Source organism: Acetobacterium sp., from assembly GCF_041752335.1.
In the GTDB taxonomy this organism is placed as follows: Bacteria; Bacillota; Clostridia; order Eubacteriales; family Eubacteriaceae; genus Acetobacterium.
In genome coordinates, this window is the sequence record NZ_JBGSHG010000091.1 from 39,616 (window position 1) to 63,287 (window position 23,672).

Genomic DNA, 23,672 nt, shown 5'->3' on the forward strand with positions numbered 1-23,672 from the left:
ACAAATTATCTGACCATCCCGATGATTTATGATAGAATAAATCATCGGAAAGCTTTTATGAGATGATACATGATATAAAAGGAAGGGTTGAATGAGATGTTAAGATTAAGGGCAATGAAAATCGTACTGGTGGGTTTATTCGGTCTGGTTTTATTGATGGCGTTGACGCCGCTTATCAGTAGTGTCAGCGCAGAGGACAATCCAGCCCAGGCTGAAAACGCTGTCACGGCGGATTCGGTGGACCGGGTAATGACCTCGGAGCGCACGGTGAATGCGACGGTGGGCTGTTCATATCGTACCCACGTACAAAATGTGGGGTGGCAGAGTTTTGTCAGCAACGGCGTCATCAGCGGGACCGAAGGCCAGGGTCTGCGTTTAGAGGGCATTGAAGTCAAACTGGACAATGTCAGTGGCGATGTGGGTGTGGAATACACGACCCATGTGGAAAATATCGGCTGGCAGAACTATGTGAAAAATGGTGCCATGAGCGGCACCTCGGGCCAGTCACTGCGTCTGGAAGCCATCAAAATCCGGCTGATTGGGGCTGACGCAGAGAATTATGACGTTTATTATCAGGTTCACGCCCAAAATTTTGGCTGGCTGGATTGGGCCAAAAACGATGCCAGTGCCGGAACCGAAGGGTTTGGCTTAAGGCTGGAGGGGATTAAAATCATGGTTGTTCCCAAGGGTGAGCCGGCGCCGGGTCCAACGGAGCGGCCCTTTGTCACCACCAACACCCAAGTTGTCTACCAGACCCATATCCAGAATATCGGTTGGGAGGGCTGGAAACAAAATGGTGAGTTAAGCGGAACCACGGGCCAGAACCTCCGTTTGGAAGCCATTGAAATTAAAAACAATAATCAGGAAAGTAACGTCGGCTTAAAATACCAGACCCATGTCCAGAATCTTGGCTGGCAAGGCTGGAAAGAGGATGGCGAAACGAGCGGCACCTCGAACCAGGGCCTCCGCCTCGAAGGCCTTCAAATCCAGCTGACCGGAGCCAATGCCGAGCTGTTTGATGTGTATTACGAAGCCTATGTGGAAGGTTTTGGCTGGCTGCCCTGGGTGAGCAATGGTGAAAATGCCGGAACCGAAGGTCTGGCTCTGCGACTGGAGGGGATCCGGATTCAGGTACAGTTAAAAGGATCAACGCCCCCTAAAAACAGCGAAAATACGCTGGGATCGATGGCCCAATTGGTCAATAAAAACCACAGTATCCCAGCGGACTATGTGCCTGGCGATCTGGTCTGGGTTAATCTGCCATCCACCCGGGATACCCAGCTGCGGGCCGATGCCGCCCAGCATCTCATCCAGCTGTTTAATGGCGCCAGTGCTCAGGGTTTGACCCTTTACTGCTGTTCCGGGTATCGCTCCTATGCGACCCAGTCCGCCCTGTATCAATGGAATGTGGAAATGTATGGGGAGGCCGGAGCGGAGCTGGTCAGTGCCCGGCCGGGCATGAGTGAGCATCAATTGGGATTGGCCATGGATGTGACCTCGGCCACCGTTGACTTTGATCTGGTGGAAAACTTTGGTTATACTGCAGAAGGCCAATTTATTCGCGATCATGCCCATGAATATGGGTTTATCGTCCGCTATCCTCAGGGCAAAACCCATATCACCGGTTATGCCTATGAACCCTGGCATCTCCGTTACCTTGGGGTTCCGGTGGCCACCACCATTTACAACAGCGGCAAAACCATGGAAGAGTTTTATGGGATTTATTAATGTGCTGATTTTAAGGTCAAGCACCCTATTCCTGATTAGGAATAGGGTGCTTGACTTTTTACATGCGTTGCGTGGCATCGAAGGCCAGCGGCGAGCGCAGGCACTCATCGGCAAACATGGTCAATTGGAAGCATAGCGGACTGCCCTTCATTTTTTCAGAGGCGTAGCTTAAACCGTTGGTTTTTTCATCTAACAAGGGGTGATCGATCTGTTGCGGGTCACCCAGTAAAACAACCTTGGTACCCTTGCCAACCCGGGTAATAATACCCTTTACCTGTTTGGGAGTGAGGTTTTGGGCTTCATCAATAATCAGATAGGTATGGGTAATCGAGCGGCCGCGGATAAAGTTCATGGCTTCGGCGGTAATAACGCCGCGTTCAAACAATTCTTCAATTTTCTTGCGCATTTCAATTTCATTCTGAAACCGGGATTTATCACTGCGATTCATTAAGATCTCCAGATTATCAATAATCGGCCGTAACAGCGGGGCGATCTTTTCCTGTTCGCTGCCCGGTAAAAAGCCGATTTCATCGTCAAACTGAACATTGGGTCGGGTCACTAAGATTTTGCGGTATCCTTTAAAATCGGGATCCAGGGTTTGGTGCAGACCCACGGCCAGAGAATAGAAGGTTTTCGCCGTTCCGGCGGTGCCCTTCACAATCACCAGCGGGGCGGTGTCGGCGTCCTGCATCAGCGCTTCCTGTAAAAATCGTTGCCCGACGTTTTTAGGTTTAACGCCGAAAGGCTCCAGATCCAAACTTTTTAAGGGGACAATTTTTTTGCCATTGAAGCGGCCCAGCAGGGTTTTTCGCTCATTGAGTTCGGAATGAATAATAAAAAACTGATTGTGTTCAGGGATGATTCCGGATTTTGTTTTGTTATTATTCATGACATAGATGTTTTCTGGCAAGATGCCTTTTTTCTTAAATTCATCCATTTTGTCATCCGGCGCATAGACTTCAGTCCGGCCGGTATATTGATCCTGAAACACTGGCGATTGTTCAGCAAAGAAATCTTCGGTGGGAATTTCCAGCATCTGGGATTTCAACCGGACGATGATATCTTTGGTCACCAATGTTACCGGTTCGCCCTGACTGAGCAGTCCCTTACAGACTTTCAGAATGCGATTATCGTTGGAATTGGCCTGAAAACCATAGGGCAGATCCACTGAGGCAAAATTTGCTTCGATTTTAAGTAGTCCACCACTTTCCAGACTCACCCCTTCAAAAAGATTTCCTTTTTGTCTTAACCCCTCCAGAAAGCGAATCGATTGCCGGGCGTTTGAACCCCGCTCACCATCTTCGTTTTTAAGCTTGTCCAAATCTTCCAATACGGCGATGGGCAGAACAATCTTATTATCCTCAAAGGATAACAGCGCCTGGGGGGATTGAATTAAGACATTGGTATCAAGGACATACGTTTTTGGCATAGAAAACCTCCATAAAATCTATTTTATGTTTTGCAGTTTACCTTGAGTGTACACCAAAAAAGAGCGTAAAAGGTTTGGAACATGTTAAATTTGTTAATAAAGATTAATACTAAAGTTTATTGGGAAATGGGGTAAATCAAACCGGTGAACCCTTCGAGTAGACCGATACTTTTGACGAAATGGCACAGCTATAGGCAAAAAAATGCCGACATCCTGAGTTAATCAGAATGCCGGTAAGCTTTAAATCAGTTGATTTTCCTCCAGGGCCAGTTTGGCGGCCGGGAAGGGTTCCAGGACGCGGCTTAAAATGCCCTGAACATAGGCAATCAGCACGCCGTAATTGGTAATATAAACCCCTTTTTGTCGGGCGGTATGCACCCGGTACTGCATTTCCCGGCGGTTGAGCATGCAGCCGCCGCAATGAACAATGACTGCGTATTCGCCGATATCCTTGGGATAATGGGCCCCGGAAGCCCAGTGAAACTCAATATCACCGCCGGTGATCTGACGAATCCAACGGGGGATTTTGACCTTGCCGATATCATCGGCCTGGCGGTGATGGGTACAGCCTTCCACGATCAGCACCTTATCCCCGGGGGCCAGCTGTTCAATCCGTTTAATCCCTCTGACCATCTCGGCCAGATCGGTTTTTTGGCGGGCAAACAAAATCGAAAAGGAGGTTAGCGGGATACCGGCAGGGGTGTCAGCCGAGACCTTCAGGAAGGCCTGGGAATCAGTGATGACAAGAGCTGGCGGCTGAGCCAGGTTTTCCAGGGTGTGCTTGAGTTCATGTTCCTTGGTGATCATCGCCACCGCGTCTTTTTCAAGAATGTCCCGGATGGTTTGCTGCTGGGGCAGAATCAGCCGGCCCTTGGGGGCAGACTTATCAATCGGAGTCACCAGCACCACCACATCCCCGGAGTCGATCAGATCCCCCACCAGCGCCGGTTCCACATCTTCGTAGTTGGCATGATCGATGATCATCTGCTTAACTGCTTTGATGCCGCTGCCGTTATAAACACTGGTAAAGGATAAGGGGATTTTAAGGGATTTTTTTAAGGCTTCGATCTCTTCGGGAGCAGGACAACCCTTATCGGCTTTGTTTAACACAAAGACACTGGGGATTTTTCGCTTAATCAGCTGGTCAATGAATTCTTCTTCAAAGTCGGTAATGCCGGTTTCAATATCGGCCACGACAATGGCAAAATGACATTTTCTCAGCACCTCGTAGGTTTTTTCAATGCGCAGCAGCCCCAGTTCCCCGCTGTCATCCAGACCGGCGGTATCAATAAAGACCACCGGACCGATGGGCAGCAGCTCCATGGTTTTATAAACCGGATCGGTGGTGGTCCCGGCAACGTCCGAAATAACCGCCACCGACTGGTCGGTGAGGGCATTGATCAGCGACGATTTACCGGCATTTCGTTTGCCAAAAAGGCCAATCGCCATCCGGCTGGACATCGGGGTTTCATTCATACTATTTAGATTCATGATTTTTTTCCTTTCAATCAGTGATTTAAATCAGTGAGTATAATCAATGCTTTTTATCCAGGCTGGGTGAGGTCAGGCGTTCCGGTTTTAGCACAGCCTCCAGTTCAGCCGCGGTCATCCAGTTTTTTTCCAGAATAATAGCCTTGATGGATTGGCCGGTTTCTTTTAAAATCAGGGCCGCTTCAGTGCCCTTGTCGTAACCGATGATGGTGGTCAGGGCGGTGAGGGTCACGGTACTGTTTTCCAGATTGTCGCGACAGGTCTGCTCGTTGGCGGCAATCCCCTCGATGCAGCGACGGATAAAGATCGGCAGGGTGTGATTGAGCAGGTCCAGTTCTTCAAACAGGTTTTTGGCAATCACCGGCAAAAAGGCATTAAGCTCCAGCTGTCCCGACATCGCCGCCAGGGTGATCGCCGTATCGTTGGCGATAATCTGAAAGGCCACCTGATTGACGGCCTCGGGAATCACCGGATTGACCTTGCCGGGCATAATCGAAGAGCCGGCCTGAACAGCGGGCAGGGTGATTTCACCAAGACCGGTGTAGGGCCCTGAAGAAAGCAGCCGCAGATCATTGGCGATTTTGGAAAGATTGACGGCGGCAGTTTTTAACAGCCCGGAAACCTCCACAAAGACATCACAGTTCTGGGTTGGATCCATCATATAATCGGTTCGGGCCAGGCTGATGCCGGTGAGATCCCGGAGCTTTTCAATCATCGTAAAGATATAGGAACGGGGGGCATTGAGGCCGGTGCCTACGGCAGTGCCGCCAATATTCACCTGCCGGAGCCGTTCTTCAGCCTTGTAAAGGCGCCAGCGGTCCCGGGAAATGGCCTGGGCCCAGGCCCCAAACTCCTGGCCCAGGGTCACCGGTACCGCATCCTGGAGCTGGGTGCGTCCGGCTTTGATAACCCGGGAAAATTCTTCTTCCTTTTCCTGGAGCGCCGATTGCAGGTTGGCAAAGGACTCGGTCACCGGCTTTAACAGCCGGATGGCGGCAATCCGCACCGCCGTGGGAAAGACATCATTGGTGGACTGGTGGAGATTGACGTGATCCAGGGGATGAATCAGGTTATAATCGCCTTTTTGTCCGCCCAGATATTCAATGGCGCGGTTGGCAATCACCTCATTGACATTCATATTGGCCGAGGTGCCGGCGCCGCCCTGCAGACAATCCACCACAAACTGGCTGTGCAGCGCCCCGGCCAGGATCTCATCGCAGGCCGCCGTAATGGCTTCACCCTTTTTAAGATCCAGGGCGCCAATGCTGATATTGGTCAGCGCCGCTGCCTTCTTGATGATTACCAGGGCTGCCACCAACTCTTTGTGAATCGGTATGCCGGTGATATAAAAGTTTTCCAGGGCCCGCACCGTATGGATGCCGTAATAGGCATCAACCGGCACCTTTAGGGGGCCCAATAAATCGTGTTCTGTTCGCATCTGTTCCCTCATTTCAACAAAATCAAAGACAAAAAAACTCTCTTTCCGAAAAATGGACGGAAAGAGAGCGTAATAGCATAACGGTTTATTGAAATAAAATATTAAGTAAAATATTAAAATAAAAATAAACTTGCAGATTTCGCACCTTTCCGGTCAGAAAAATCTTTTCGGTCAGGATGATAGCAGTAAAATAACGTTTTCAGTTTAATAAGGCAATCTTAGCATTGTTTTACGGCTTTGTCAAAGTCAGGTTAGGGTATTATTTTGTGAAATCGGAAGGGCAGAATCGAGTGATGATGTGATTCTGTCAATAAAACGGGTAAGTATTCCGTATACCAGAGAGGAGGATTTATCGATGAACTATCAAATCATTAAAGAATTTCCCCATCCGATGATGGAAAAAGGAAAGCGGCCGGTGATCTCCATTTATGTGGATACCAACATCAAGAAACCGGATCGTCTGGAAAATCCCATCCGTTTTAAAAATCTCGTCAAAGAAGCCCAGGCTTCTTTAAAAGACAAGGAGTTCAAAGGATTTAAAGATCTGTTTTCGCTTTTTAAAGAAATGGAGGAAGATGCTTTATTCTGGGAAGGTGCCACCGAAAGTCTGGCAATTTTGGGGGACGAAGAAGAATGCATTGTCTATAAGCTGCCGGTGAATGTTAAAAGCCTGGCAATTGTGTCAGACAGCTATTATATAAAGCCTATGCTAAGGAGCTTTCAGTCCTATGGACATTATCACGTGCTGGGCTTGAATCGGGATAATTTTATTCTTTTTGAAGCTGACCGCGACGGCATCGACGGGATCCCAGTAGACGAAAAAGACTCAACCATGGAAGGGGTGCTGGGAACCGAAAAAACCGCCCCCCATCTTTCTGTGGCCAGCATCGGCGGCGATCAGTCAATGTTTCACGGTCATGGCGGCGCCAAGGATGAGCGGAAAGTTGATCAGGAGAAGTTTTTCCGTCATGTTGATGCCTTTGTTCTGGAACAGTATTCCAAGATCCATAAGATCCCCCTGATTCTTGTCAGTCCGGATGAACATCAGGGTGAATTCAGAAAGCTGACCAAGAATAATTACCTGATTGACGAGGGGATAAAAATTGATGTTGATTCCCAGGACATGAAGAGTCTTCATGAAAAAGTTCAGGTTGTGATGAAGGAGCTGTTTAAAAAAGAGCTCAAAGAACGGATGGACAGCTTTTCTGAAGCCCACGCCAAGGATTTGGGGTCTGACGATCTGGTACAGATCGGCCGCGCCATTGCCCAGGGCCGGGTAGCCACCCTGTATCTGGAAGAAAACAAGGTTCATCCAGGAGTCTTTGATCCCCAGCTGGGGACCATCATCCAGGGTGAAATTGCCGACCCCCGAGTGGGCGACGTTTATGATGACATGGCCGAGGTGGTGTTAAGCCGCGGTGGCGAGGTGCTGATCTTAGACAACGGAGAGATGCCAACGGAAAGGGATATTGCAGCGGTGTACCGGTACTGATTATTTGGCCGGTTGATAAATAGAACTGAGGATTAACTCCTAGTATTTAAAGGGGTTAATCCTTATTATTTTTCCGGATTGAATGGAATTTTGTAGTATAATAGAGAAAACTTTTCAAAATAGACAAAAATTCAATGATGAGATGGATGCGTAAAGATTAATTAAAGCATAAGCCAAAGAGAAAGGAACACCATGAGCAACGAATATAAAGAAAAAATAGGAACCTTGGTTGACAGTATTTCTGAGAGTTATAAAAAGGAGTGCTATATTGCGCCCCATGATTTAGGTTTTTTACCGAACCGGACCGTGATTATTGATACCACCAAAGCGTTGCGGCAGCTTATTTTCCCCAGCTATTTCGGGAGAACCAATTTTCGCCGAGAAATTCAGGACTATCATATTGGCGAATTGCTGGTTTGTATCATCGAAAGTCTGACCAAGCAGTTCACCCTGGCGCTAAAGCATCAGGCGGGTCGATCCGGAGATTTGGGTGAAGTCGAGTGTCGTCAGGAAGCGGAACGAATCTGTGATGAATTTATGAGCAAAATTCCCCAGATCCGGGAGTTTCTGGCCACTGATGTGATTGCCGCCTTTGATGGCGACCCGGCGGCCAAGAGCAAGGATGAGATTATATTTTGCTATCCCGGCGTTTTTGCCATCAGCATTCACCGCCTGGCCCATGAGCTTTACAAGCTGTCGGTGCCGCTGATTCCCCGGATCATGAGCGAGTATGCCCATAATATCACCGGCATTGATATTCATCCCGGTGCCACCATTGGCAAGCATTTTTTTATTGACCATGGTACTGGAGTGGTTATTGGCGAAACCGCTATTATCGGCGAGCATGTCAAAATATACCAGGGGGTGACCCTGGGGGCACTGTCCACCCGGGGCGGACAGAAACTCCGAGGCGTGCGGCGACATCCCTGTCTGGAAGATGAGGTAACGGTTTATTCCGGGGCTTCCATCTTAGGAGGGGATACCGTTGTGGGAAAAGGCGTTGTCATTGGCAGTAATGTTTTTATTACCAAATCAGTGCCAGAAGGGACAAAGGTCAGTATAAAAACCCCGGAACTCCAGTTTTCTGGTCATGCCACGAAGGAAGTTTCCATCGAAGCTTTTGATTGAGTGATTTAAATTGGCTCATCAATGACTCTGGTAGTTAGTACCGGCTAAAACGGCAAGGATCTCGAGGGCTGAGAAAAATACAGGTAGAGAAAATTCAGGTAGATATAAGGAAACAACGTTTCAGAATCCGTTAGGATTCTGAAACGTTGTTGTTTAGTCCGGATAACAAAGGGGATTGCTGCAAAAATTGAGCCAGACGTTAACAATTGACAATGGGGCAGCAATGACTATTTAAAATCAACGCCATATAAAAACTTCAGCATATCATTTTTTGTTTTTTCAAGATCAATCGTTGTGAATTCATCAGGATATAAAGATTTTGCCAAAAACTGAATCGAATACATATACTTGACAGTCCACAGGTCACAATAAAATGGATGCGGCAATTCAAAAACCTTTTTATTTTGAATGGCTTTGATCCCGGTCCACTGGGCATCATCATAATAGCTTTGCGGAGTAAGCTCCGGCAGATACCACATCAGCATGGTATCGGGATTCCAGTCCGCGACATCTTCCATAGTTGCGACAAAATGCTCTTCACGGAGGCTATCAGCCGCATTTTTTCCACCAGCCTTTTCAATAATACTGTCACCAGTACTGTTATTGCCGGCCAGATCAAATTTTGACGGCCCCCAGACAAACAGCGACGACAGTTTTTTGCTTTCATTTATTCCTGAAATGATATCCGTAACACTTTTGAGCTGTTTTCTGGTGTAGGTGACAATTTCTGCGGCCCGCTCTTCTTTTCCTGAAATTTTACCAAGAATATCGAGTTTTGTATAGACATCTTCAAAATTATCAACCTGAATACCGATAACTTTGATGCCATTATCTTCAAGCACTTTGATATCTTCAGCCTGATCTGCCCAGATCACAACAACATCCGGATTCAGCGCAACAATGTCTTCAATATTGCGATCAATGGCCGGCAAGGTTTTATTCTTTACCCGCTCATCAATTTGAGCGGTGAAATCATACACTTCTGTTGTATCATAGGTCCACTGATCAATGGCGATGATCTGATCTTTCGCTCCCAACATATACAGATCATTGAGGGCGCTGTTTAACAGGCACACAATTTTTTGAGCAGGATAATTAACCTCAACTTCTTTCCCTCTTGAATCGATAATTTTCACTGTCTCCTGGGTTTTTGATTTGTCTCCTTCAACCGTGGCCTTGTTGCAACCGGCAAACAGGGGGCATAACATCGCCACCATCAGAATTAACACAACAATTCTTTTCATTTTTTCTCCTCCAGGTTTTCGATTCGGCAGTTTCAAAACTACGATACAATCAACAAAGCTGATGATAATTTATGATTACCCATTTATCTTCGAATTAAATACTTGTCGTGAAAATCGCCAGCACTTATTTATGTTTAAATGTTATTAAACGTGGTATTATGGTTATAATCAGGTTGAATCTGTAAATTGTTCTTACAGATTATAATAAATTGATTTATAAATCAAGCCGATTAGGTAATGAAAGGCTCTGAGGAGGGAACTATGAGCACAAAGATATTGATTGTGGATGATTCGACCACCGATCGGCTGATTATCAGCACAATGTTAGCTGATTACCACACGCTGACAGCCAGCGATGGATTAGAAGCGATGGAATTGATTGCTAAAAATACAGACATTGATCTGGTTATTCTTGATTTAAACATGCCCAGAATGAATGGTTTTGAGGTGCTTGAGGCGCTGCAGCAGAATCCCGAATATCGCAAGATCCGCACGATTATTCTGACCAACTATGACGAAATTGATAATGAGGTCAAAGGTCTGGAATTAGGAGCGGTGGATTACATCAGAAAGCCACTCAATCTTCAATCACTGTTGATCCGGATCAATATCCATATCAAATTAAAACGGATCCAAAAAACGATCGAACAGGATAATGAACGGCTGGATGCGATGGTGTTAAAGAAAACCAGAGAAGTGGCAGCCACCCGGGATATTACCATTCATGCCCTGGTTGGTTTGCTGGAAGTCCGCAATGTTGAATCTTCAAAACACACCATCCGCACCCAATTGATTATGAAAATTTTGTGTGCTCATTTAAGAACAAAAGACAGGTATCAGGACATTCTGACGGAGACCTACGTCCAGGAGCTGGTGACCACCACCCCGCTCCATGATATCGGCAAGGTCGGCATTCCCGATAATATCTTATTAAAACCGGGTCGACTCACTGAGGACGAATTTGTGATTATGAAAAAACATGTCAATTATGGAGTCAATGCCCTGCAAAACGAAATTTATTGCGATGAGGATGTGCCCAGCTTTATCAAAACGGCCATGGAAATTGTCGGTGCGCATCACGAAAAATATGATGGCAGTGGTTATCCCCGGGGCTTAAGCGGGGCAGATATTCCGCTGCCGGGGCGGCTGATGGCCATTATTGATGTCTATGACGCCCTGACCAGCAAACGGGTCTATAAGGCAGCCTATGATTTTGACTACAGCATCGACCTGATCAAGAGTGAAAGCGGCAAGCATTTTGATCCGGATATTGTGACCGGATTTATGGAAATCAAGGAAAATATCATTGAGATTTCCCGCAAATTTCTACAGGAGACCCATACGGCGGAGGTAGAGTGATGAAAAGACTGACCCGGTTAATCATTTTATTAATTTTTATTCTGGGATGGCCGTCTTTTTGTTATGCCCGGGATGACAGCATCGACTGGACTCCCGAAGAACTGGCCTTTATGGAAGCGCATCCGGTGATTCGGCTGGGGGTTGACCCCAAGTTTGTGCCCTTTGAGTTTTTTGATGAGGATGGCACCTATCAGGGTATTACCTCCGACTATCTGGAAATAATCAGCGAAAAAACGGGATTAGAAATGGTTGTCACCCCCGGACTGACCTGGACCGAAGCCTATGAAAAAGCGCTTCAAGGTGAAATTGATATGCTCCCGGCGGTTTCTAAAACGCCAGCCCGAGAACAGAATTTTTTATTCTCAGAACCCTATTATTACTTTAAACGAGTGATTGTCGTGCGGGATTCCACCCAGGGCATCAACAGCATTGAAGATCTGTATGGACAAACAGTGGCAGTTCAAAGAAACAGTTCCCATCAAGGTTACCTCGAACAATATCCACAAATTAACCTGAGCCTGTACGACTCGGCAGAAGCGGCTGTCACTGCCGTTGCCAATGGAACGGAAACGGTTTGTGTGGGAAATCTGGCCACCAGCAATTATATCATTCAATCAACTGGTTTGACCAATCTGAAGTATGTCGCCTTTGAAGCTGAAAATCAGCAGGGTTTATATTTTGCCGTGCGCAAAGACTGGCCCGAGCTGATTGATATCACAAATAAAGCGTTGGCAACGATCAGCAAGGAAGAACGGATTGCGATTAACAGCAAGTGGATTGGGGTTGACGTGGAACCAAACTACGAATCCGTTTATCAGGTGGTTATGGTTGTCAGCGGGGTGATCATCCTGATCTGGCTGGTCTCCGTCTACTGGATTTTACGGCTCCGCCGGGAAATCGATAAGCGCAAAAAAATCCAGCGTGACCTGGAAAGTGCCAAGCAGGAAGCCGAGGCCGCCAACAATATTAAATCCAGTTTTCTGGCGCGGATGTCCCATGAAATTAGAACGCCGCTCAATGCCATTACCGGGATGGCCTATCTGGTTAAAAAAACCGAGGTAACCCTGACCCAGAAGATGTATCTGGACCGCATTACCCAGTCAGCCAATACGATGCTCAGCATCATTAATGACATTCTCGATTTTTCCAAAATTGAAGCCGGAAAAATCGAGCTGGAGCGGGTCCCCTTTAATCTCGATCTGGTGATTCAGGACGTCATCAATATTGTTTCTTATAAAATTGAAGAACAGCGGATCGGCTTTAAGCTCAGCAAAGACCCCAAAATACCCAACTGTTATTTTGGCGATGCCAAACGCATTGAACAGATACTACTGAACCTGATTAATAATGCCACCAAATTTACCAATGCCGGCGAAGTCTCCCTGGACATCCGCCTGGTGGCCCGGGAATCGGATTTTTATCATCTGGCTTTTACCGTCAGGGACTCAGGAATCGGCATGTCGGACGAGCAGATCAAAAACCTTTTCGAGCCCTTTGCCCAGGGGGATGCCAGCATTAACCGCCGCTTTGGCGGCACCGGGCTGGGGCTGTCGATCGTTAAAAGTCTGGTGGAAATGATGAATGGGGAGATCCAGGTTTACAGCACCGTGGGGGAAGGATCAACCTTTATTGTCGAATTATCCCTGGAAAAAGATGTGGAAAAAGAACAGGAATATCAGCTCCAGGTCTCGTCACTGTATTTTAATGACATCAAGACCCTGGTCCTGGAAAAAACCGGATCGAACATGAATATTATTGACAGTTATTTAGGGGCCTTTGGCATGCATTGCGAACTGACAACCGCTCCGAGCAGTGCGATCAATATGCTGGAACTGGAAAATGGCAAGTTTTCAGAGCCTTTTGACCTGCTGATTCTGGATTATGATACCCCGGCCGGCGGTGGCTTTAAATTTATTGAAATGATCCAGGAGAACAAGAAAATCCTGAAAAAACCCAAAGTCATTATGCTGTTGCCGATGATGCGGGAGGACTTATTTGACCAACTGGATACCCAGGGAGTGGACATTGGCATCGGCAAGCCGATTATCCCGTCGGTTTTATACAACGGCATTCTGGAAATTTTCAGAACCAAAGCCCTGGTTGCCAATCAGGAGTTTAAACAGGAAGATATCAACAAAGACATAATGGCCCACAATTATGGTATCTTAGTAGTGGAGGACAACAAAACCAATCAGCTGATTGCCAAATCACTGCTGGAACCAGTGGGATTTAAGGTTTGGCTGGGTAATGACGGCCAGGAGGGAATTGATCTGTTTAAGGCCCACCGCAGCGCGATCGATTTAATTCTGATGGATCTGCACATGCCGGTGCTTAACGGTTATGACGCGGCGGAGCAAATTAGAGCGCTTTCGGCCGATATCCCAATTGTTGCCATGACGGCTGACGTCATCGAGGGCGTTAAAGAAAAGTGTGAATCTTATGGCATTCATCACTACATCAGTAAACCCTTCGATCCTGAACAATTTGTGGAAATCATCAGTAAAATTGTCAGCGCCGAAACAAAAAGTAAAATGGAACCGGAGCGCCAGCGTGCTGATCACAAAAATGAAGGCGCGGATGATGCCGCGATGGTGCTTGACCGCGAAGAGGGACTCCGCTATATGGGGGACAATCCGTCACTTTATGAGAGTGTGCTGGAAGCCTATTTCAGCGAAAACCAGGAAGTGTCAGAAAACCTCGATCTTGACATCAAAAACGGGCGCTATCAGGAAGCCGCCCAGACGGTGCATAAGGTTAAAAGCAGTTCGGGCAGTATCGGTGCCAAACAACTTTTTGAAATCGCCAGGGAATTGCAAAAAGCCCTTGAAAGCGGGGCGGAAAAGGAAATAGCCAGTCTTCATCCGAAGTTTACAGCGGCCATGAAGCAATTGCTGGCGGCGATTAAAAACGGCTGAGGGTTAAAAAGGAAGCGCTGTTAAATAAGTGCCGGCGCCTGCTCTGAAGGTCAAAGACATACAAATTCTCCCATTTCTTAACGGGATTTTGTAGCAAAAAAAAATAGGTATGCTATAATAATCTCAACTTAAGTATGATGAGGAGGGTAACAATGTTAAATATTGCTGCGCGGATTGATCAGCTGCCGATGACCCCGATGTTAAAGAAGGTGCTGCTGTTAACCGGGATCGGCTGGATGTTTGATGCGATGGATCAGGGGATGGTTTCCGGTGTGATGGCAGCCATTGGCAAAGAATGGGCGTTAGATCCCAGCCAGCTGGGTTTGCTGGGCAGCATCGGGATGCTGGGGATGGCTTTGGGCGCCGGCTTGTCCGGCATGGCCGCCGATAAATGGGGCCGCCGGACGGTGATTATGTGGACCCTGGTTATTTATGGGGTGTCCAGTGCGCTGTCCGGTTTTGCCGTGAATTTTACAATGCTGCTGGTGTTACGGTTCTGTACCGGTTTTGGACTGGGCGGGGAACTGCCGGCGGCATCAACCCTGGTCAGTGAGTTTTCGCCGACCCGGATGCGGGGTCGCAATGTTATTATTTTAGAGAGCTTCTGGGCCTGGGGATGGCTGATTGCGGCCTTCGTGGCGTATTTGTTTATTCCCGTGTACGGTTGGCGGATGGCCTTTTTTGTGGGTGGCATCCCAGCCCTGTTTGCGGCCTTTTTTCGGATGGCCATGCCCGAATCCCCCCGTTACCTGGAATCAGTGGGGAAAACCGGTGAAGCGGAAAATCTGCTGATGATCATGGAAAAACAGGCCAATATTACCAGTCAGGCGAAAGCCGATGAAACGGGAACCAGCAAGTTTGTTCATATTAAAGCATCATTTCTGGATTTATGGGGCAAAGAATATATCCGTTCCACCATTGTCTTATGGGTGATCTGGTTTGGGATTAATTTTGGTTATTATGGCTTTGTGTTATGGACCCCAACCCTATTGGTGGCCAAGGGCTTTACTCTGACTAAAAGTTTTGAGTTTACCCTGATTATGTGTCTGGCTCAGTTACCGGGATACTTCAGTGCCGCCTACCTGATTGAAAAAGTCGGGCGCAAAAAAGTACTGGCCATTTATTTTGCCGGAACGGCGCTGGCGGCCTGGCTGTTTGGCCATGCCGGCAGTGTTGAGCAAATTCTGATCTACGGATCGATGCTCTATTTCTTTAGTCTCGGGGCCTGGGGCTGCGTTTATGCCTATACCCCGGAAGTCTATCCCACCTTTTTCCGGGCCACCGGGTCCGGTTGGGCCGCCGCCTTTGGCCGCATCGGCGCCTTTTCCGCACCGTTTATTGTGCCGGTGATCTATAATTACTATGGCACCGAAATCGGCTATACCAATGTTTTTATCACCCTGACCCTGGTGTTTGCGGTGGTGGCCGTGGTGGTGGCAATATTTGGTAAGGAAACGATGGGGATAACCCTGGAAGAAATAAACCAGCCAGGAGTTTAAAATAAAGATATCATAAAAAAAGTGAAAACAAAGAGCCTGTTGTCAAATCGACAACAGGCTCTTAGCTTTATAAAAAACGTTTATCTATGCAGTCAATCTTTAATTGTCTCACTGGGATAAGGCGTTTTCAATGGATTTGAGATAGGCTTTACTGGATACTGTGGCGCCGGTGACGGTGTCGACGGTGGTATTCTGTTTTTCGATGACATTATTGATGATGGTGCTGGTCATTTCCGGATCATCAATGTTGATGGTTTTGACCACCTCGATGTTTTTAATCTGATGATCGGCCACGCTGACGGCGACCTCATTGCTCCAGCGTCCCGCCTGGTACACACCGGCATAGCTACCATCTTCAATTTCGGTCAGATCGACGGGGTTGATCGCCAGGTTTTCACCGGACTCCAGGCCGTTGGTGATGTAAAACATCCCACCGGCACCGACCAGTACCAATACGCCCAGAATACTGAGAATAATAATCATTGCTTTTTTCACGTGTTTTTCCTCCTGTTATTTTGATTCCTGGTCCATTTTTTCCAGGTTAGTCAGCATTTTTTCAAGAGCTGACCGGGTCATCGCCATTTCTTCGGCCGAGATGCCGGCAAATAATTTTTCAGTAAAAATCACCGATTTCTCCTGACTTTCTTTACCAAAAATATCAACGGCATCCGTTAGTTTAATGCGGGTGATCCGGGCATCTTTGGCATCTTTGGCCATCACCACGAAGCCCTTTTGCTCCAATTTGAGCGCCACCTGTTTGACATTCTGATGGGAACTCCCCATTCCTTTAGCAACTTCTTTGATGGTCGGGTCGTGATCAAAGGTGTTGGCAACCACAATGGTGAGCAGCCATTGCTTGGTTGTTAAATTGTGTTCTTTTAGTTCCCGCTCCAGCATGGTATCCATCTGGTTGGCAACGATTTGAACACCGCCAAAGATAAATTTATGATCTGGCATTGAATCAACATTGTCCAAAATATAACCTCCAGTTATCTTTTAAGGTAACATGTTACCTTAAAAGATAATACATTACCTTTTTTTATTTGTCAACACTTTTCAGTTAAATTAAGGCATTTCTAAAAAAAATTAGGGGGTTTTTCAATTTGAAAGGGTTTACATCAATTTAAACGGCATAAATATTCGCGTTGATGCTATCATCGATAAGCATTAAAATAAGGGGCTTTAATACCAGAGCACGGCGATAAAAATAATGATGACCGTTTGCAGCGCAGAACCAGTTTGACACCACATCTTGTATGTGATAAAATACCCACAACAAAATAAGATAATAAAGGAACTGTGCCAATCGGTGCAGTTTAAGGGGAAGCTGGTGCAAATCCAGCACGGTCCCGCCGCTGTAATGGGGAGGTTTTTAAAAATTAACCCTAAGTCAGATTACCCGCCGTTATTAGACACACCAGACTCTACGCGTGATAGAGGGTGTTTGCGCCAAGCAATTTTATGCCTCTTGATCACGCCGTCGAGGGGTTTTTCAATGCCCGTAGCCATAAATAACAAATAAAAAGACTGGCAGGAAAGAGGAAATACGATGATTACTAAGATAAAAAAACGAGACGGACGGGAAGCCCCCTTTAATATTGAAAAAATTGCCAATGCCATTTTTAAGGCCGCCACTGAAATCGGCGGCCAGAATTACCAGACCGCCATGGATCTGGCCGAGCAGGTGACCATCTATATCGAACGGGAAATGAAGACCAACGCCCCGACGGTGGAAGAAATTCAGGATGCGGTTGAAAAAATCTTGATCGAAAGCGGACATGCCAGAACCGCCAAGAAATATATTCTCTACCGGGCGGAACGGACCCGGATCCGGGAAATGGATACCCGGCTGATGAAAATATATGAAGACCTGACCTTTAAAGAGGCCAAAGACAACGATGTCAAACGGGAAAACGCCAATATTGACGGCGATACCGCCATGGGCACAATGCTGAAATACGGCTCCGAGGGGGCCAAGCAGTTTTATGAAATGTTTGTCCTCAATCCGGAGCATTCAAAAGCCCATAAGGCCGGTGAAATCCACATTCATGATATGGACTTTTTAACCCTGACCACCACCTGCTGTCAGATTGATTTAGAACAGCTGTTTAAAAATGGTTTTTCCACCGGCCATGGCCATCTGCGGGAACCCAATGACATTCAGAGCTATTCAGCCCTGGCCTGCATTGCCATCCAGTCCAATCAAAATGATCAGCATGGCGGACAGAGTATTCCCAATTTTGACTACGCCATGGTACCCGGGGTCAAAAAAACCTTTATCCGGCTGTATCGGGAAAATCTGGCCAAGGCCTTAACCTTGTTGACCGATACCAAAAACGCCATCGCTAAGGTCAAAGCCATCAGTGAAGATATCGAGAAGAAGCTGGGCCTAAGTCCCGAGTTGAATCGCCCTCAAAATTATCTTAAAGCAGAAGCCCGGGGTCTGGGCCAATGGATTTACGATGCCAACATCATCAGTCGAGTGCAGAAATTTGCCATGGAAAATGCCGAAAAAGAAATCGACCGCAGTGTCTATCAGGCGATGGAGGCCTTTGTCCATAATCTCAACACCATGCACAGCCGGGCCGGTGCGCAGATCCCCTTCAGTTCCATCAATTACGGCATGGACACCTCCATCGAAGGGCGCCTGGTGATTAAAAACCTGCTGCTGGCCACCGAGGCCGGCCTGGGCAATGGTGAAACCCCGATCTTCCCAATTCATATTTTTAAGGTTAAGGAAGGGGTCAATTACAACCCCTGGGATCCCAACTATGATTTATTCAAATTGGCCTGTCGGGTCAGCGCCAAGCGGCTCTTCCCGAATTTCTCCTTTTTGGATGCGCCCTACAACCTGAAATATTACCAGGCCGGCCAGCCGGAAACCGAAATTGCCTATATGGGCTGCCGCACCCGGGTGATCGGTAACGTTCACGATCGCAATCGGGAAATCACTTACGGCCGCGGCAACCTCAGCTTTACCACCATCAATCTGCCCCGGATTGCCTTAAACTGCAATGGCGACCAGGAACTATTTTTCACAGAGTTGGATCAGAAAATTGATCTGGTGATTGAACAGCTGCTGGAACGCTTTGAAATTCAGGCCCACAAAAAGGTTAAGAATTTTCCCTTCTTAATGGGCCAGGGGGTCTGGATTGATTCCGAGGATCTCACTGATGAGATGGAAATCCGGGAAGTGCTCAAACATGGCACCCTCAGCATGGGCTTTATCGGGCTGGCGGAATGTCTGACGGTTTTAACCGGAAAACACCATGGCGAAGCGGCCGCCGTGCAGGCATTGGGGCTTAAAATTATTGGCCAGATGCGTCAGCGTATGGATGAAACCAGCCAGGCGTACCAGCTGAACTTCACCCTGCTGGGCACCCCCGCCGAAGGTACCGCCGGGCGCTTTGTCAAGCTGGATAAAGAGCAGTTTGGTGAAATCCCCGGGGTCACCGACCGGGAATATTATACCAACAGCTTTCACATTCCCGTTTACTACCCCACCACGGCCTATCAAAAAATCACCCTGGAAGCTCCCTATCATGAGCTTACCAACGCCGGGCATATCACCTACGTGGAAATGGATGGGGATCCCCTGGATAACCTGGAAGCCTTTGAGAAAGTGGTCCGGACGATGAAAGAAGCCGGCATCGGCTATGGCTCCATTAACCACCCGGTGGACCGGGATCCGGTGTGTGGTTACACCGGCATCATCGGCGATTGCTGCCCCAAATGCGGGCGTCCCGAAGGGGCTGTCCAATTTGAGCGGATCCGTCGCATCACCGGTTATCTGGTGGGCACCCTGGATCGTTTCAACGATGCCAAAAAAGCCGAAGTAAGAGACCGGGTCAATCATTTCAACGCCCCCGGGCCAGGCGCTGGTGGAGACCGGATGGCGCCATTGCGATGAGCGAAAAGTTAAGAATTGCCGGGGTGGTTAAGGAATCGATTGTCGATGGCCCGGGCATCCGCTTTGTGGTTTTTGCCCAGGGCTGTCAGCATCATTGCCCGGGCTGCCACAATCCGGCCACCCACGATTTTAACGGCGGCAACCTGGTCGCGGTGGAAACCATTATTGCCGAAATGCAAAAGAACCCGCTGCTGGACGGCATTACCTTAAGCGGCGGCGAACCATTTGAACAGCCGCAGGCCTTTTGCGAACTGGCCCGACGATCACAGGCGCTGGGCTATCATGTGATGGCTTATACCGGCTACAGCTATGAAACCCTGGTGACAAAAAAAGATCAGCTGGGGCTGCTGGAGCACACCGATCTGCTGGTGGATGGAAAGTTTGAAGTGGCAAAAAAGAGCCTGATGCTCAAATTTCGGGGCTCCCGCAATCAGCGGATTATTGATGTCAATAAGTCCCGGTACAAAAATCAAATCGTCTTAAGCGAAATTGGCTATTGAGTGCAGTCAGGCCAGGATCTAAATAGTGGCAGTCCATTGATGTGATGAATTATGAATAAAAAGGTAACCAAACGTCGATCGTTATGATCGGCGTTTTTTTTCGCAATTTTTCGCAATTTTTCGCAATTTTTCCAACTGTTTTTCCCATTATTTTTAGTCCAGGCGCTGGTATTGTCCCGGTGGGACATCGATCAAGGGCCGTACCGTCGCTAATGGTGAAAAACAGACATTTCTTAAAAAAAACTTAATTAAACGCAAATCTTTGACATATGTCAAAAAAACGAAAAAAACGATCAAAATAAATTCAAAAAAACGCAAAAAAATCTGTCACACAGCTTGCCACACGTTGTTTTACAAAAAAAATGTGCTAGACTGAAATGAACTGAAAAATGTCTAATGAATGATGCTAAACAATGTACGATCAACCAATGCAAGATTAAACACTGTGCTATTACTGTGCTATTTAGGAGAGAATCAATGGCAAACACAACCCATCAATTAGAAGAAGACTTAGAAATAGATTTACTTAAACTGATCAAAGCGCTGTGGCGAAAAGCCTGGTTAATCGTTTTATCAGCAGTTATTTGCGGTGGCCTGGTACTGGCCTTTACCTATTTCTACGTTGAACCGCTTTATGAATCCCGGGCGCAAATGTATGTTAACAATAGTTCGCTGTCGTTTGATTCCGCGGCGCTGAGTCTGACCAGCGGTGATATTTCCGCGGCAAAAAGTCTCGTTGCCACCTACATTGTCATCCTTCAATCCCGACAGGTGCTGACCGAGATCATCAGCAAGGCCGAACTGGATTTAACCTATGAAGAGTTAAGCGCAATGATCACGGCGGAATCGGTCAGCTCAACCGAAGTCTTTGAAGTGGTGGTGACCGATACCGACCCCTACCGGGCCGAAAAAATTGCTAATACCATTGCCGGAATCTTACCGGAAAAAATCAGCGGCATCGTTGAAGGAAGCTCCGTACGGATTGTTGACTACGCCGTTATTCCGGCGGAGAAAAGCAGCCCCAGCCTGATTAAAAACAGCTTAGTGGGTGCGTTAATCGGTTTTATGTTGTGTGCCGGCATGATTATTGTTCTGGAACTGAGTGATACCACCATCCGGGATGATAATTACCTGATCACCAACTATGAAGACATCCCCTTACTGGCGATTATCCCGGATATGGACAGTAAGGCCATTAACAACAATTATTACAGTCATTACAAATAAAAAAATAGCGAAAGGAGGAGTGAGCCGATGGGTTGGAGAAAGAAAATGACATCTGGTAAAGGTGCTGATCGTAATAAATTAAATGAACAGCAAAAAATCGGCGGGAACCTGAATTTTCAAGCCGCTGAGGCCTATAAACTGTTACGAACCAATTTGGAATTCTCGTTTGCCGATGAAAAAAAATGCAAGATTATTGGCATTACCAGTGCCTTAAGTGGCGAAGGAAAAAGCCTGACCACCATCAATGTCGCCTATGCGATTGCCTCAAACGAAAAGAAGGTGCTGGTTCTGGAAGCCGATTTTAGAAAACCGACCATCGCGTCCAAGCTGGGCCTGAATGAAAATGTCGGGTTGACCGATCTGCTGGTCAACCATGAGATTACGGTGAGTGATATTCTAGTGGGCGTAAGAATGTCGGAACAGGTCAAGTTTGACCTGGCGCCGACGGGCAGAATTCCCCCCAATCCCGGGGAGCTACTGGATTCCAACAAGCTAAAGGGTTTTTTAGATATCTGTTCCGAGGGTTATGATTATATCTTAATTGATTTACCGCCGCTCACCGCCGTGGCTGACGCCGTGATTGCCTCTAAACATCTTGACGGCATGGTGGTCGTGGTGCGGCAGGATCGCTGCGATCACAAATCTCTAAATGAGACAATTCGACAGCTAAAATTCTCCAACACGAAAATTTTAGGATTTGTTTTTAATGGTTACAACCAGGCAAAATCGGGGTATTATAAAAAATATGGGAATAAAGGATACTACGAAACGGATTATGTGGAGGCCAGCGCTTCACTAACCCAGGGGTGAGCGGATGATCGATTTTCATTCGCACATTTTACCAGGGATGGATGACGGCAGTAAAAACGTTGCAGAATCAACGAAAATGATTGAAGCATCTTTTAATCAGGGCGTTGAAATGATTGTCGCAACGCCGCACTTTTACCCCTGGCTGGAAAGACCGGTCGATTTTTTAGCAAGAAGAGCCAGCGCCATCAAATCCCTGACTCTGCCACTTGATAAGTTCCGGTTTGGCGCCGAAGTTGCCTATTACGATGGGATCGCTTCTTCCGAAGACATTGAATTACTAAAAATTTCCGACACCGATTTCCTGTTAGTCGAAATGCCGATGACAGTCTGGACCAGGCGGATGCTGGATTCCCTGCATGCCATTGAAAATAGAACCCGACTAAAAGTAGTGATTGCCCATTTGGATCGCTATCTCAGGGTTCAAAAAAGAAGTGACAATATTGACTATGTCTGTGATAACTTTTTTATTCAGGTCAACGCCGATTATTTCATCAACCGCGGCACCCAAAGAAAAGCCCTGAAGCTGATCAATGAAAACAGCGTCGATTTTATCGGCTCGGATTGTCACAATTTAACATCCCGGCCACCCAATATGAGGGAAGCCTATCAAACCATTGAAAAAAAATTAGGCATAAAAAGCGTGAATGCTTTTAATGATAAACAAAACCAATATTTAGAAGGAGGTATTATTTATGAAAGGTAAGAAAAATTGGAAAGTTATCGTGTTGATGACAGCGGTGCTGTTATCGCTGACAAGTGCGCAGGTATTTGCAACGGTAGCCCCGAGTGTTAGCGCAAAGGCTGCACCGGAGGTAGTCGGTGCAGCGACATTCACCGATGCCGATGGCAATGTGATTACCATCAATGCCAGCGATATTATTATCACCGCGGACGCAGCAGAGGGAACCTTAAGTCCGGAAGAAAAAGCGATTTATGACGAGGCCAAAGCCCAATTCACCAATCCCGATTCCCAATACACTAAGGATTTGGCAGATTATATAACTGCGAATTTCCCCGGGATTGATGCCGACAAGATTGTTGTCAAGGAAATCTTTGACATCAAAGTGGCTCAGGAATTATCATTTGACAATGGCCAAAAACTGGAGCTGACCTTAAGCGGCAATTACAAACCAGGTGACACCGTCATCGTGACCGTTTACAACAAGGATACCGGCAAATGGGATTTCATCGAGTCCAATGATGTAAAAGTCAATGCCGATGGCAGCATCACCGTTAAATTCCCGCATTTATGTCCAGTGGCGATTCTGGTTGCCGACACGACATCAACAACAGCCACAACAACCGTCGACACGACCAAGAAAAATGCAGCCCCACCGACCAGTTCGGGTCAAGAAGGCGGCAACAATGGCAGTTCCATGCTGATTCCGGTTTTAGGTCTGGGTGCTGTGATTTTAGCAGTAGTATTCGTGGCCCTGAAAAAGAAAAAATCCGTCTAATTAACCTATCCTGATGAGAAAAAATAGTAGAACCAGCAGTAACAT

Annotated in this window: 18 protein-coding genes and 1 riboswitch; of the genes, 12 read left to right on the forward strand and 6 right to left on the reverse strand. The window is 47.1% G+C overall.

Annotated elements, in window-relative coordinates; genetic code table 11:
* Positions 1 to 96: 96 nt before the first annotated feature.
* On the forward strand, positions 97 to 1,728 hold the full coding sequence (locus tag ACEW8F_RS11760) for a D-alanyl-D-alanine carboxypeptidase family protein (protein ID WP_373483658.1): 1,632 nt from the start codon (positions 97 to 99) through the stop codon (positions 1,726 to 1,728).
* 58 nt (positions 1,729 to 1,786) lie between these two features.
* On the opposite strand, the gene ACEW8F_RS11765 is transcribed toward ACEW8F_RS11760, so the two are convergent.
* The 3 genes from ACEW8F_RS11765 to ACEW8F_RS11775 all read right to left on the reverse strand — a co-directional run bounded on the left by ACEW8F_RS11765 (position 1,787) and on the right by ACEW8F_RS11775 (position 6,086).
* Complete coding sequence (locus ACEW8F_RS11765) at positions 1,787 to 3,157, reverse strand: PhoH family protein (RefSeq protein WP_373483659.1); 1,371 nt, start codon at positions 3,155 to 3,157, stop codon at positions 1,787 to 1,789.
* Between the two features lie 240 nt (positions 3,158 to 3,397).
* Entirely contained in the window at positions 3,398 to 4,648 is a 1,251-nt protein-coding gene (gene hydF, locus ACEW8F_RS11770; protein WP_373483660.1) for a [FeFe] hydrogenase H-cluster maturation GTPase HydF, read from the reverse strand.
* Positions 4,649 to 4,691: 43 nt separating this feature from the next.
* A complete protein-coding gene (locus tag ACEW8F_RS11775) occupies positions 4,692 to 6,086 on the reverse strand; it encodes an aspartate ammonia-lyase (protein ID WP_373483661.1) in 1,395 nt (464 codons plus the stop codon).
* Between the two features lie 355 nt (positions 6,087 to 6,441).
* Between ACEW8F_RS11775 and ACEW8F_RS11780 the strand changes: the two genes are divergently transcribed.
* The gene (locus ACEW8F_RS11780; RefSeq protein ID WP_373483662.1) at positions 6,442 to 7,578 is read left to right on the forward strand and encodes a hypothetical protein; all 1,137 of its coding nucleotides are present in this window, start codon (positions 6,442 to 6,444) and stop codon (positions 7,576 to 7,578) included.
* Positions 7,579 to 7,770: 192 nt separating this feature from the next.
* Positions 7,771 to 8,706, forward strand: a complete 936-nt coding sequence (gene epsC, locus ACEW8F_RS11785) for a serine O-acetyltransferase EpsC (protein WP_373483663.1) — start codon at positions 7,771 to 7,773, stop codon at positions 8,704 to 8,706.
* 227 nt (positions 8,707 to 8,933) lie between these two features.
* Here the strand turns inward: epsC and ACEW8F_RS11790 are convergent, their stop codons facing one another.
* Positions 8,934 to 9,950, reverse strand: a complete 1,017-nt coding sequence (locus ACEW8F_RS11790; RefSeq protein ID WP_373483664.1) for an ABC transporter substrate-binding protein — start codon at positions 9,948 to 9,950, stop codon at positions 8,934 to 8,936.
* A 261-nt stretch (positions 9,951 to 10,211) separates the two neighbouring features.
* Between ACEW8F_RS11790 and ACEW8F_RS11795 the strand changes: the two genes are divergently transcribed.
* The 3 genes from ACEW8F_RS11795 to ACEW8F_RS11805 all read left to right on the forward strand — a co-directional run bounded on the left by ACEW8F_RS11795 (position 10,212) and on the right by ACEW8F_RS11805 (position 15,723).
* Entirely contained in the window at positions 10,212 to 11,309 is a 1,098-nt protein-coding gene (locus ACEW8F_RS11795; RefSeq protein ID WP_373483665.1) for an HD domain-containing phosphohydrolase, read from the forward strand.
* The gene (locus ACEW8F_RS11800; RefSeq protein WP_373483666.1) at positions 11,309 to 14,224 is read left to right on the forward strand and encodes an ATP-binding protein; all 2,916 of its coding nucleotides are present in this window, start codon (positions 11,309 to 11,311) and stop codon (positions 14,222 to 14,224) included. Before ACEW8F_RS11795 ends, ACEW8F_RS11800 begins: the two co-directional genes overlap by 1 nt.
* A 152-nt stretch (positions 14,225 to 14,376) precedes the next feature.
* Positions 14,377 to 15,723: an MFS transporter gene (locus ACEW8F_RS11805; RefSeq protein WP_373483667.1), complete on the forward strand. Its 1,347-nt coding sequence runs from the start codon at positions 14,377 to 14,379 to the stop codon at positions 15,721 to 15,723.
* A 108-nt stretch (positions 15,724 to 15,831) separates the two neighbouring features.
* Here the strand turns inward: ACEW8F_RS11805 and ACEW8F_RS11810 are convergent, their stop codons facing one another.
* Together ACEW8F_RS11810 and ACEW8F_RS11815 are read right to left on the reverse strand one after the other, a co-directional pair.
* Positions 15,832 to 16,218 carry an FMN-binding protein gene (locus ACEW8F_RS11810; RefSeq protein ID WP_373483668.1) on the reverse strand — a complete coding sequence of 129 codons (387 nt, stop codon included), beginning with the start codon at positions 16,216 to 16,218 and terminating at the stop codon, positions 15,832 to 15,834.
* A gap of 15 nt (positions 16,219 to 16,233) precedes the next feature.
* Positions 16,234 to 16,698, reverse strand: a complete 465-nt coding sequence (locus ACEW8F_RS11815) for a MarR family winged helix-turn-helix transcriptional regulator (protein WP_373483669.1) — start codon at positions 16,696 to 16,698, stop codon at positions 16,234 to 16,236.
* 300 nt (positions 16,699 to 16,998) lie between these two features.
* Positions 16,999 to 17,145, forward strand: a riboswitch (cobalamin riboswitch).
* Positions 17,146 to 17,272: 127 nt separating this feature from the next.
* On the opposite strand from ACEW8F_RS11815, the gene ACEW8F_RS11820 reads away from it, so the two are divergent.
* From ACEW8F_RS11820 to ACEW8F_RS11845, 6 genes are all read left to right on the forward strand, one after another.
* Complete coding sequence (locus ACEW8F_RS11820; protein ID WP_373483670.1) at positions 17,273 to 19,633, forward strand: anaerobic ribonucleoside triphosphate reductase; 2,361 nt, start codon at positions 17,273 to 17,275, stop codon at positions 19,631 to 19,633.
* Positions 19,630 to 20,133, forward strand: a complete 504-nt coding sequence (gene nrdG / locus ACEW8F_RS11825) for an anaerobic ribonucleoside-triphosphate reductase activating protein (protein WP_373483671.1) — start codon at positions 19,630 to 19,632, stop codon at positions 20,131 to 20,133. The genes ACEW8F_RS11820 and nrdG overlap by 4 nt, the downstream gene beginning before the upstream one ends.
* 477 nt (positions 20,134 to 20,610) lie before the next feature.
* A complete protein-coding gene (locus ACEW8F_RS11830; protein WP_373483672.1) occupies positions 20,611 to 21,360 on the forward strand; it encodes a YveK family protein in 750 nt (249 codons plus the stop codon).
* Between the two features lie 27 nt (positions 21,361 to 21,387).
* Entirely contained in the window at positions 21,388 to 22,170 is a 783-nt protein-coding gene (locus ACEW8F_RS11835; RefSeq protein ID WP_373483673.1) for a CpsD/CapB family tyrosine-protein kinase, read from the forward strand.
* 4 nt (positions 22,171 to 22,174) lie between these two features.
* A complete protein-coding gene (locus tag ACEW8F_RS11840) occupies positions 22,175 to 22,873 on the forward strand; it encodes a CpsB/CapC family capsule biosynthesis tyrosine phosphatase (RefSeq protein WP_373483674.1) in 699 nt (232 codons plus the stop codon).
* A complete protein-coding gene (locus tag ACEW8F_RS11845; protein ID WP_373483675.1) occupies positions 22,863 to 23,627 on the forward strand; it encodes a hypothetical protein in 765 nt (254 codons plus the stop codon). Before ACEW8F_RS11840 ends, ACEW8F_RS11845 begins: the two co-directional genes overlap by 11 nt.
* Positions 23,628 to 23,672 lie beyond the last annotated feature (45 nt).

Bases quoted from the DNA above. Each gene is read 5' to 3' on its own strand.
- ACEW8F_RS11775 (WP_373483661.1), bottom strand. From the start codon at position 6,086: ATGCGAACAGAACACGATTTATTGGGCCCCCTAAAGGTGCCGGTTGAT.
- ACEW8F_RS11780 (WP_373483662.1), top strand. From the start codon at position 6,442: ATGAACTATCAAATCATTAAAGAATTTCCCCATCCGATGATGGAAAAA.
- ACEW8F_RS11835 (WP_373483673.1), top strand. From the start codon at position 21,388: ATGGGTTGGAGAAAGAAAATGACATCTGGTAAAGGTGCTGATCGTAAT.
- ACEW8F_RS11790 (WP_373483664.1), bottom strand. From the start codon at position 9,950: ATGAAAAGAATTGTTGTGTTAATTCTGATGGTGGCGATGTTATGCCCC.
- ACEW8F_RS11795 (WP_373483665.1), top strand. From the start codon at position 10,212: ATGAGCACAAAGATATTGATTGTGGATGATTCGACCACCGATCGGCTG.
- hydF (WP_373483660.1), bottom strand. From the start codon at position 4,648: ATGAATCTAAATAGTATGAATGAAACCCCGATGTCCAGCCGGATGGCG.
- ACEW8F_RS11765 (WP_373483659.1), bottom strand. From the start codon at position 3,157: ATGCCAAAAACGTATGTCCTTGATACCAATGTCTTAATTCAATCCCCC.
- nrdG (WP_373483671.1), top strand. From the start codon at position 19,630: ATGAGCGAAAAGTTAAGAATTGCCGGGGTGGTTAAGGAATCGATTGTC.
- ACEW8F_RS11800 (WP_373483666.1), top strand. From the start codon at position 11,309: ATGAAAAGACTGACCCGGTTAATCATTTTATTAATTTTTATTCTGGGA.
- epsC (WP_373483663.1), top strand. From the start codon at position 7,771: ATGAGCAACGAATATAAAGAAAAAATAGGAACCTTGGTTGACAGTATT.
- ACEW8F_RS11830 (WP_373483672.1), top strand. From the start codon at position 20,611: ATGGCAAACACAACCCATCAATTAGAAGAAGACTTAGAAATAGATTTA.
- ACEW8F_RS11805 (WP_373483667.1), top strand. From the start codon at position 14,377: ATGTTAAATATTGCTGCGCGGATTGATCAGCTGCCGATGACCCCGATG.
- ACEW8F_RS11760 (WP_373483658.1), top strand. From the start codon at position 97: ATGTTAAGATTAAGGGCAATGAAAATCGTACTGGTGGGTTTATTCGGT.
- ACEW8F_RS11820 (WP_373483670.1), top strand. From the start codon at position 17,273: ATGATTACTAAGATAAAAAAACGAGACGGACGGGAAGCCCCCTTTAAT.
- ACEW8F_RS11845 (WP_373483675.1), top strand. From the start codon at position 22,863: ATGAAAGGTAAGAAAAATTGGAAAGTTATCGTGTTGATGACAGCGGTG.
- ACEW8F_RS11840 (WP_373483674.1), top strand. From the start codon at position 22,175: ATGATCGATTTTCATTCGCACATTTTACCAGGGATGGATGACGGCAGT.